Source organism: Klebsiella sp. NPDC088457, assembly GCF_044900465.1.
Lineage (GTDB): Bacteria > Pseudomonadota > Gammaproteobacteria > Enterobacterales > Enterobacteriaceae > Klebsiella.
Window position 1 is genome coordinate 1 of sequence record NZ_JBJDNH010000080.1, and the last position, 9650, is coordinate 9650.

Below are 9650 nucleotides of genomic sequence, written 5' to 3' on the forward strand. Positions count from 1 at the left end.
CGGGTAATGAGCCGGTTGCGCAGCCATTTAAGACGCCGCGACAACCGTCGTAGTTTAACGAATAACCACAGCAGATAACATATAACCAGAAGGGTTATAAGCAGGACCGGGAATCCGACTGAGTGCAAACGTTAGTTTCCACCCTTCAGCAGGCGCATCATATCTTCCTGACGCTCCTCTTCTTCCTCATCCTCGTCATCATCGTAGGACAGACCCAGCTGTTGCATCAGCGCATCAATACGATCGAGTTTGGCATCGACCCAGGACTGCTCTTCAGCATTCAGGGAACCCCCCTCTTCCAGACGTTCCAGCAGCGCGTCCAGGCGCTCATCGTTTTCCAGCAAATCCAGCTCAGCCTGTGGTGAAAGCATAGGTTTCTCGCTCTTCGGTTTGTGCTGCTTAATAGCCGGGGTGCTTTCAGTCACGCCCAGCGGAATCGGTTTTTTACTACCAATACGCGGATCTTGCTGTTGGCCCTGCTTATTACCGGACGAAACTGCATCACCGCCGGTTGCGCGACTACCCGCCGCGTGACCACGATGTTTCTTCTGGCGCTTACGATCGCGAGATTCCTGATTCATTTCTTCACGCGTCTTGCGATGTATTTTGCCACGGGGTACGGATGTCGGTTTTTTCATGTGTGTGATCTTCAGATTCGTTTTCTTCAGTATAGAATTGAGGCGGAATCTAGCAGAAAGCAAGCAAAGAAAAAAGGCGACAGATTACTCTGCCGCCTTTTTCCTCACTCACAAACCCGCAACGGGTTTCCACTTTCCCTGTTCGCCAACGACGCACCCTGTCTTTCCTTTGGCGAATAACGTTCCCTGTTACATCCCTTTCCTTGTCAAAACGTCTCCAGACGTTTGTCATCCTGACAGTCATCCCTGGTCTTCGCCTCCTGGCGCTCCTGACCCCTCATCCTGAGTCTTCATCCTCCCGGCTTCCTCGCCGTTGCCCATTACTTTACCGGGTTAAGAGAAAGCGACAACCAACCCGCGGGTAAATTTTGGTATTTAAGATTTTTCTTTTTATTTAATGGTTTGATTTTTAATATTTTTATTATGTTAATGTCGGGCGTTTCTCATCAATCTCCCCTATATTGAATGGACAATGTCTCACAAAGCATGTGGTTTTTACTTACATCAGAGAAATGCGGTAAAAACAGTCTTTTTCTGCTGTTCAGGTATACTCCCCACCATAGCCTTATTTAACGGAGACGACTGTCTTGACCAACTGGAATTATCAACAGACGCATTTTGTCACCAGCGCACCCGATATCCGCCATCTTCCAGCCGATACCGGCATCGAAGTCGCGTTTGCTGGCCGCTCAAATGCGGGGAAATCCAGCGCCCTGAATACGCTCACCAACCAGAAAAGCCTGGCGCGTACTTCAAAGACGCCTGGCCGCACCCAGCTTATTAACCTGTTCGAAGTCGCCGAAGGCAAACGCCTGGTCGACCTTCCGGGCTATGGCTACGCTCAGGTCCCCGAGGAGATGAAGATCAAATGGCAGCGGGCGCTGGGTGAATACCTGGAGAAACGTCTGTGCCTGAAAGGACTGGTGGTGTTGATGGATATCCGCCATCCGCTGAAAGACCTTGACCAGCAAATGATTGAATGGGCGGTAGAAAGCGATATTCAGGTTCTGGTGCTGCTGACAAAAGCCGATAAGCTGGCCAGCGGGGCGTGTAAAGCGCAGGTGAATATGGTGCGCGAAGCGGTTCTCGCCTTTAATGGCGATGTACAGGTCGAACCTTTCTCTTCGCTGAAGAAATCCGGCGTGGATAAACTGCGACAGAAACTCGATAGCTGGTTCAACGAGATCCCTCCTCAGGAAGAGATCGCCGACGGGGAATAATCTCCGTTGTTTCCCCCGGATAGCGGCGCTCGCGCCTTGTCCGGGCGGCATCGTTTCCCCGCCACTGCGCGCAAAACATTTCTTTCGCGCAATAAAAAACGCCCCGGTCATTTATGACCGGGGCGGCTAAAATATTCAGCCAAATCCGATTACGTGAAGTAAAAGGTCTGAAAGATAGAACATCTTACCTCTGTACCCTACGTCGTTAACTCTACTCTTCTTTTGGTTACGGAGAAAGCACTTTTTGTAGTTTTTTTTCACTCTTTACATAGCAAATTCAAATGGTCATCACAAAACGCTATAAGTTATGTTGCTTACTTACAGAAAATCACCTTATCCACTGAATACTTAGTGCGCTTGATCCCAGTTTTCCCCACTTCCCACTTCCACCAGCAGCGGCACCGCCAGCGTCGTGCTATTTTCCATCAGCTCATGGACCTTTTTCGCCACGGTGTCGAGATCGTCTTTATGCACTTCAAAGACCAGTTCATCGTGCACCTGCATGATCATCCGCACCCGCGGTTTCTCGCTCAGCAACCATTGATCAACGGCGATCATCGCGCGCTTGATAATGTCCGCGGCGGTACCCTGCATCGGGGCGTTGATCGCCGCACGTTCAGCGCCGGCACGCCGGGCTCCGTTACTGGATTTGATGTCCGGGAGGTACAGACGACGGCCATCCAGCGTTTCGACATACCCCTGCTCTTTCGCCTGCGCCCGGGTACGTTCCATATAATCCAGCACGCCCGGATAGCGCTCGAAGTAGAGATCCATGTATTTCTGCGCTTCTTTACGCGGAATGTTGAGCTGCCGCGCGAGGCCAAATGCGCTCATACCATAAATCAGGCCAAAGTTAATCGCTTTGGCACTCCGGCGCTGCTCGTTACTCACGCTCTCAAGCGGCAGGCCAAAGACCTCTGCCGCCGTCGCACGGTGGATATCTTTACCTTCGGCAAAGGCGGTCAGCAGGCCGTTATCGCGTGACAGATGCGCCATAATGCGCAACTCGATTTGCGAGTAGTCGGCAGAAACGATGAGGTAATCTTGCGGAGCAATAAACGCCTGGCGAATACGACGCCCTTCTTCGTTACGCACCGGAATGTTCTGCAGGTTCGGATCGGTCGAAGACAGGCGTCCGGTCGCCGTTACGGCCTGATGATAAGAGGTATGCACGCGGCCGGTTTTTGGGTTTATCATCAGCGGCAGTTTGTCGGTATACGTCGACTTCAGCTTCGCCAGCCCACGATACTCGAGAATGACTTTCGGTAGCGGATAATCCAGCGCCAGCTCTTCCAGCACCTCTTCCGACGTGGAAGGCGCGCCGCCCGGCGTTTTCTTCAGCGGCTTAATACCCTGTTTTTCAAAAAGAATAGTTTGTAGCTGTTTGGGTGAAGAGAGGTTGAACTCTTCGCCCGCGATCTCGTAGGCCTTCTGCTCCAGCTCGATCAGGCGTTTAGCGATCTCCTGTGAATGGGCATGCAGTACGGCCGGGTCAATTTTGACCCCGTTACGTTCAACGCGGGATAGCACCGGCACCAGCGGCATCTCAATATTTTTAAAAATATTCAGCGGGCCTTCATGCTGCTGCAGTTTCGGCCACATTTTCAGGTGCAGTTGCAAGGTGACATCAGCATCTTCCGCCGCATAGCGGCCTGCTTCTTCCAGCGCAATCTGGTTAAAGGTGAGCTGGTTTTTCCCCTTCCCGGCAATCTCTTCAAAGGTAATGGTTTTATGCTTCAGCCAACGATCGGCGAGACTATCCATATCATGACGTCCCGCCACGCTATCGAGGATGTAGGACTCCAGCATGGTGTCAAAGGCGATACCGCGAAGCTCAATGTCATAGTTAGCCAGAATGCCGCGGTCATATTTCAGGTTTTGCCCGACCTTCAGCAGATTCTTATCTTCCAGCAGCGGTTTCAGCAGCTCCAGCACGCGCTCCCGAGGGATCTGATCCGGCGCATCGAGATAATCATGTGCAACCGGGACGTAGGCCGCAATACCGGGTTCAATAGCAAACGACAGGCCCACCATATTGGCGGAGATATTATCCAGGCTGTCCGTTTCCGTATCAAAGGCAAACAGCGGCGCTTTCTTCAGCTTCGCGATCCATTCAGTCAACGTCTGTTCATCAAGAATCGTGACGTAGTTTTCCGCAGACAGCGTGGCCGCGGCCTCAACGTCCTCTTCCGCAACGACAGCGGCAGCTTCTGCCGGTTTTGCCGCCGGTTTACCGCCCTTTGCCTGCATCCATTTGCCGGATTCAACATCGGTGATCCAGCGCTTAAATTCATATTTTTTGAATAGCGCCAGTAGATCGTCCGCTGCCGGCTGCAGGACGTGCAGCTCTTCGCAGCGCAGATCCAGCTCGACGTCGGTTTTAATGGTGGCCAGCTGATACGAGAGGTAGGCCACCTCTTTGTTTTGCTCCAGTTTCGCGGCCATCGTTTTGGCGCCGCGGAAGCTCAGACCGGCAATTTTATCGGGCTCAGCGTATAAGGTATCCAGCCCACCCAGCCCCTGCAGCAGCGCCTGAGCCGTTTTCTCACCCACGCCGGGTACGCCCGGAATGTTATCCGAGGAGTCGCCCATCAGCGCGAGGAAATCGATAATCAGCTCCGGCGGGACGCCGTATTTCGTCACCACTTCATCCGGACCAAGGATGGTGTTAGTCATGGTATTAATCAGGGTAATGCCCGGCGTAACCAGCTGCGCCATATCTTTATCACCGGTGCTGATCAGCACCGGGCGGCCCGCATTTTCCGCTTCACGCGCCAGCGTTCCGATAACATCATCCGCCTCGACGCCCGGAACCGCCATCAGCGGCAGCCCCATCGCCTTCACCATGGCATGCAACGGTTCGATCTGCGCCCGCAGATCGTCCGGCATCGGCGGACGGTGGGATTTGTAATGCTCAAACAGTTCGTCACGGAAGGTTTTTCCTTTAGCATCAAAAACCACAACAGCATGAGTCGGTTGATACTGCAGGATCAGGCTGCGCAGCATATTCAGCACGCCATACATTGCGCCGGTCGGCTCACCTGCGCTGTTGGTCAGCGGCGGGAAAGCGTGATACGCCCGGTAAAGGTAAGAGGAGCCGTCAACGAGGATGAGAGGGTTTTCTGGGATCTGAACCATAATTTCCGTGCCTGTTTATCAGATTATGGGTAAAGGATGCCACAGACGCGCCTGAAAACCTGAATTTTTCCCGCATTTCACCAAAAAGATTCATCGATCTGGTCGATCGTGCGGTGGTGATATCTGTGGATAAGTTTGTGCATAGTTTTATCAGAGTAGCCGATCCACCCTAAACAAAATAAACGAAAATATAATTAATTCTTATTAATCATATAGTTAATCATAGATCCTGGTTTTTAATATCATTCTAATGACTCAATGTTCCATGTGGATATAAGATCCGCCTGTTTTTCTGTTCTGCGAAGACCCGTCATTTGCCGCGTTTTCTGGTAAAATCAGCCTCTTGCACGGTTTAACTGCGCTCTTTATCAGCCTAACTTTCTGAATAAACTAACTATGTCGAGATTACTCGCTGCGATAACACTTCCGCTGAGTATCGCCCTTACCATCGTAGTCACCATTATCTGTTCCGTACCGATAATCTTCGCCGGGCTGATTAAACTTCTTGTACCCATTCCTGCGGTATGGCGTGCGATATCCCGTTTCTGCAATTTCATGATGTACTGCTGGTGTGAGGGATTGGCGATACTGCTTTACCTGAACCCCGGGCTGAAATGGGACGTGCAGGGCCTTGAAGGCTTAAATAAAAAAAACTGGTATCTGCTTATCAGCAACCATCATAGCTGGGCAGATATCGTGGTGCTTTGCGTGTTGTTCCGTAAGCACATCCCGATGAATAAATACTTTCTCAAGCAGCAGCTCGCCTGGGTGCCCTTTATCGGTCTGGCCTGCTGGGCGCTGGATATGCCCTTCATGCGCCGCTACTCGCGTGGCTATTTAATTCGCCACCCGGAGCGTCGCGGTAAAGACGTTGAAACCACCCGTCGTTCCTGCGAAAAATTCCGTTCGCACCCGACCACTATCGTCAACTTCGTCGAAGGTTCGCGCTTTACGGAAGAGAAGCAGCGCCAGACCCGTTCGCCTTACCGTAATTTATTACCGCCGAAAGCGGCAGGTATCGCAATGGCGTTAAACGTCCTTGGCGCCCAGTTTGATAAGCTGCTGAACGTGACATTATGCTACCCGGAGAACAATCAGAGACCGTTTTTCGACATGCTAAGCGGCCGCCTGACCCGTATCGTAGTACGCGTCAATATGCTCCCCGTCGCTGACGATCTGCATGGCGACTACGTGAACGACAAAAACTTTAAGCGCCGCTTTCAGCGTTGGCTAAATGCGTTATGGGAAGAGAAAGACGCCCAGCTGACGGAAATCATGCGGCGGAATGAAAAGTAGGATTATTACGTCTGAAAACAACAACGCCGGTCATCGACCGGCGTTTTTTTTTACTTCTTCTCAACCAACTGCTTAACGGTATCCGCATACTGGGCGACAAATACGTCCATATTGCTGGTATCCATCCCTTGCGGGTTCAGCTGATATTTACCGTTAACGTACATGGCCGGGACCCCCTGCAGCTGCAGGTCAGCGGCGGCTTTCTCTTGTTGGGCAACCAGAGATTTCACCACGAAGCTGTTCCAGGCCGCATCGTAGTCTTCCCCCTTCACGCCGGCATCAACAAAGACTTTACGGATATCGGCTACCGTTTGTACGGTTTGCGTTTTCTGCACCGCTTCAAACATCGGTACCGTCACTTTATCTTCAACGCCCAGCGCCATCGCGACCGCCCATGCCTGGGTTAAATCTTTACCCAACGGCCCCAGGAACTCAACGTGGTACTTGGTCATTTTGACGCCTTCCGGCAGCTTTTTCTTCACGTTATCAGAAACGTGCAGCACCTCTTCAAACTGATAGCAGTGTGGGCAGTAGAACGAGAAGAACTCAAGTACCTGAGGCTCCCCGGCCACCGGCTTATCAAGGGTGATATACTGCTTACCGTCGGTGATCTGGGCAGCGGATGCACTAAAAGCCAGAATCATACCAGCCAGCGCCAGCCAAATTTTTTTCATTTTTAACTCTCTCCTGGAAATATCAGATTAATACATTGGCGTTAACTGAAGAGGGGGTTCTTGCAGAACCTTCACCTGCTCAAGAAAAGTTGTTATCTGCCCACGCCAGTAATCTTCCCCGGTTAACCACGGGAAATTGATAGGGAAAGCAGGATCGTCCCAGCGTCTGAGCAACCATGCCAGATAATAAACTAACCGCATGGCACGTAAAGGTTCGATAAGCGCGAGCTCATCGGCATTAAAGGGACTGAATTCTCCGTAAGCCTCAACGATCATCTCCAGCTGCATGCGCTGCTCGGCTTTATCGCCGTTTAGCAGCATCCACAGATCCTGGATCGCCGGGCCGGTGCGGGCATCGTCTAAATCGACAAACAGCGGGCCATCGCGCCAGAGAATATTTCCGGCGTGGCAATCGCCGTGCAGGCGCAGCGTATCCGCATTGCCATGCCACTGCGCCATGACGGCTGCAATCAGTTTATCTGCGGCACGGAGAAAGCTCTCCTTCAGGCCCGCCGGTATCAATTTTGCGTGTTCAAAGACTTCTCGCGGTGCGAGTAAATATTCATCTACTCCAATTTCCGGACGTGCCACGAAGCGCTGTTTGCGCCCGGTCTGGTGTAAACGCCCCAGATAACGCCCGACCGACTCCATTTGATCGAGGTTATCGGACTCAAACTGGCGTCCGCCAAGGCTCGGGAACACGGCAAAATAGAAACCCTGGTGTTGATGAAGGGTAGTGTCATTGAACAATAATGGCGCAGCGACAGGAACATCATCCTGTTCGAGCTGGAGAGTGAACTGGTGTTCTTCGAGGATCTGTTCAGCAGACCAACGTTCAGGACGATAGAACTTCACCACATAGCGGCGGCGAGCTTCGTCCTGAAACTGGTAAACCCGGTTTTCATAGCTGTTAAGCGGGGTGAGACCAGAATCTACCCGCATACCCAGATCAAATAGCCCATCAATAATGGTATCCGGGTGAAGCGTCTGAAAATTAAAAGCCTTATCGTGCATCCTGACATCCGATAATCGTACGAATAGTTCAGGATATCATCTCATAACGCGTTCCGCGGCAGCACTTACAACCTTTTACTCTTTAATCACACCGCGAGCGCGTAGTAACGCCGTTTTGAAATCCTCTTCATAATCTTTCTGAATCCCTGGAATAACCGCTTCTTTTGCCGAGTCACGCATTTTCAGGTGATAAATCAGGATATCGTCGGAAAGATCGGTCAGTTCGCCGTCGTAACCGGCCTCTTTTGCCAGTTTCTGCAAGAATTGCATCAGGTTCAGTTCGGGCTCTTTTTGCCAGGCAGGCTGGAGGAGTTCAATTACTTCATTCAGACGTTTACATTTCATGGTCATGCTCCTTACTCTTGATAGGGACAAGTTAACAGGGTCAATCCCACAAAGAAAGAGGCGATATTCATATGCAAGGCGAGGCAATAACCGGCGTCGTGTTAGCGGGTGGGAGGGCCACCCGGATGGGGGGAGCGGATAAAGGGTTACAGCTACTCAAGGGTAAACCATTGTGGCGGTATGTCGCCGATACGCTGGCTCCTCAGGTAACAAGCCTGGCGATCAGCGCCAACCGTAATCTCGATAGCTGGCACGCCAGTGGTTACCCGATTTATCGCGATACCCTCACCGACTTTCCCGGACCGCTAGCCGGTATGCTATCCATCATGCAGCAGATAGAGGGTGAATGGTTTGTGTTTTGTCCTTGCGATACGCCGTTTATCCCCGCGTTTTTAGTTGAGCGCTTTATACAGCAGAAAAAATCCGCCGCCGTCGTCTGGGCGCATGATGGAGAGCGGGATCATCCGGCCATCGCCCTGATGCATCGACGCTTAATTCCCTCGCTGGCCGCCTATCTTGCCGCCGGTGAGCGACGAGTGATGGTCTTTATGCGCAACAGCGGTGGGCATAGCGTCGATTTTAGCGATGTGAGATCGGCATTCATTAACGTCAACACCCTTGATGATTTGCAGAATATGCAGGAGTAACCATGATCCCCGTTCTCGCCATTTCCGCCTGGAGCGGCAGCGGCAAAACAACGCTGCTAAAAAAACTGATCCCGGCATTATGTGCGGAAGGCCTGCGTCCCGGTCTGATAAAGCATACCCATCATAATATGGACGTCGATAAACCCGGAAAAGACAGCTATGAATTGCGCAAAGCCGGGGCAGCACAGACTATCGTAGCCAGTTCGCAGCGCTGGGCGCTAATGACCGAAACACCAGATGCAGAAGAACCTGATTTGACGTGGTTGGTCAGCAGAATGGACGCCTCAAAACTGGATTTAGTTCTGGTCGAAGGATTTAAGCATGAACCGGTGGCGAAGATCCTGCTTTTTCGCCAGGACAGCGGGCATAGTGTCGACGATCTTGTTGTGGATGAGCACGTTATTGCCGTGGCCAGCGATACCTATGTGGAAACTTCACTACCGCTGCTCGATTTAAATAATGTTCCGCAGATTACGGCATTTATTCTGCAATGGCTAAGAAGATAAGATCTGCGGAGTCAAGTGCGCGGGGGCGACAGAAGAGTGGATATGCACCCGCTATAGCGAGCGAGATCGTAGCGGGTTTTCCATTGGCTGAAAACGCAAAAAGCCCATCCGCGAGGATGGGCTTCTTACTGATTTGATGCCTGGCAGTTCCCTACTCTCACATGGGGAGACC

At 51.8% G+C, this 9650-nt stretch carries 9 protein-coding genes; 4 read left to right on the forward strand and 5 right to left on the reverse strand.

What is annotated here, in order from left to right; translation table 11 throughout:
• Positions 1–131 precede the first annotated feature (131 nt).
• On the reverse strand, positions 132–638 hold the full coding sequence (gene yihI / locus ACI2JR_RS27180; RefSeq protein WP_132731773.1) for a Der GTPase-activating protein YihI: 507 nt from the start codon (positions 636–638) through the stop codon (positions 132–134).
• A gap of 587 nt (positions 639–1225) precedes the next feature.
• Here yihI and yihA point away from each other — a divergent pair.
• A complete protein-coding gene (gene yihA, locus ACI2JR_RS27185; protein ID WP_132731771.1) occupies positions 1226–1858 on the forward strand; it encodes a ribosome biogenesis GTP-binding protein YihA/YsxC in 633 nt (210 codons plus the stop codon).
• 348 nt (positions 1859–2206) lie between these two features.
• Here the strand turns inward: yihA and polA are convergent, their stop codons facing one another.
• Positions 2207–4996 (reverse strand): DNA polymerase I, encoded by a 2790-nt coding sequence (gene polA, locus ACI2JR_RS27190; RefSeq protein ID WP_132731770.1) that lies wholly within the window; start codon positions 4994–4996, stop codon positions 2207–2209.
• A gap of 396 nt (positions 4997–5392) precedes the next feature.
• On the opposite strand from polA, the gene ACI2JR_RS27195 reads away from it, so the two are divergent.
• Positions 5393–6292, forward strand: coding sequence for an acyltransferase (locus ACI2JR_RS27195; protein ID WP_462479978.1), 900 nt, complete (start codon positions 5393–5395; stop codon positions 6290–6292).
• Between the two features lie 50 nt (positions 6293–6342).
• Here ACI2JR_RS27195 and dsbA read toward each other — a convergent pair whose 3' ends face one another.
• The 3 genes from dsbA to ACI2JR_RS27210 form a co-directional block, all read right to left on the reverse strand.
• The gene (dsbA, locus tag ACI2JR_RS27200; RefSeq protein ID WP_132731768.1) at positions 6343–6966 is read right to left on the reverse strand and encodes a thiol:disulfide interchange protein DsbA; all 624 of its coding nucleotides are present in this window, start codon (positions 6964–6966) and stop codon (positions 6343–6345) included.
• A 27-nt stretch (positions 6967–6993) separates the two neighbouring features.
• Positions 6994–7980 (reverse strand): serine/threonine protein kinase, encoded by a 987-nt coding sequence (locus tag ACI2JR_RS27205; RefSeq protein ID WP_462479979.1) that lies wholly within the window; start codon positions 7978–7980, stop codon positions 6994–6996.
• Positions 7981–8055: 75 nt separating this feature from the next.
• On the reverse strand, positions 8056–8325 hold the full coding sequence (locus ACI2JR_RS27210; protein WP_132731766.1) for a YihD family protein: 270 nt from the start codon (positions 8323–8325) through the stop codon (positions 8056–8058).
• 71 nt (positions 8326–8396) lie between these two features.
• Here ACI2JR_RS27210 and mobA point away from each other — a divergent pair, with 71 nt between their 5' ends.
• Positions 8397–8972, forward strand: coding sequence for a molybdenum cofactor guanylyltransferase MobA (gene mobA, locus ACI2JR_RS27215; protein WP_132731765.1), 576 nt, complete (start codon positions 8397–8399; stop codon positions 8970–8972).
• Between the two features lie 2 nt (positions 8973–8974).
• The gene (mobB, locus tag ACI2JR_RS27220) at positions 8975–9478 is read left to right on the forward strand and encodes a molybdopterin-guanine dinucleotide biosynthesis protein MobB (protein WP_132731764.1); all 504 of its coding nucleotides are present in this window, start codon (positions 8975–8977) and stop codon (positions 9476–9478) included.
• Positions 9479–9650: the final 172 nt, after the last annotated feature.

Coding starts and splice junctions, on each gene's coding strand:
- yihI (WP_132731773.1), bottom strand. CDS start 638: ATGAAAAAACCGACATCCGTACCCCGTGGCAAAATACATCGCAAGACG.
- ACI2JR_RS27195 (WP_462479978.1), top strand. CDS start 5,393: ATGTCGAGATTACTCGCTGCGATAACACTTCCGCTGAGTATCGCCCTT.
- mobA (WP_132731765.1), top strand. CDS start 8,397: ATGCAAGGCGAGGCAATAACCGGCGTCGTGTTAGCGGGTGGGAGGGCC.
- dsbA (WP_132731768.1), bottom strand. CDS start 6,966: ATGAAAAAAATTTGGCTGGCGCTGGCTGGTATGATTCTGGCTTTTAGT.
- polA (WP_132731770.1), bottom strand. CDS start 4,996: ATGGTTCAGATCCCAGAAAACCCTCTCATCCTCGTTGACGGCTCCTCT.
- ACI2JR_RS27205 (WP_462479979.1), bottom strand. CDS start 7,980: ATGCACGATAAGGCTTTTAATTTTCAGACGCTTCACCCGGATACCATT.
- ACI2JR_RS27210 (WP_132731766.1), bottom strand. CDS start 8,325: ATGAAATGTAAACGTCTGAATGAAGTAATTGAACTCCTCCAGCCTGCC.
- mobB (WP_132731764.1), top strand. CDS start 8,975: ATGATCCCCGTTCTCGCCATTTCCGCCTGGAGCGGCAGCGGCAAAACA.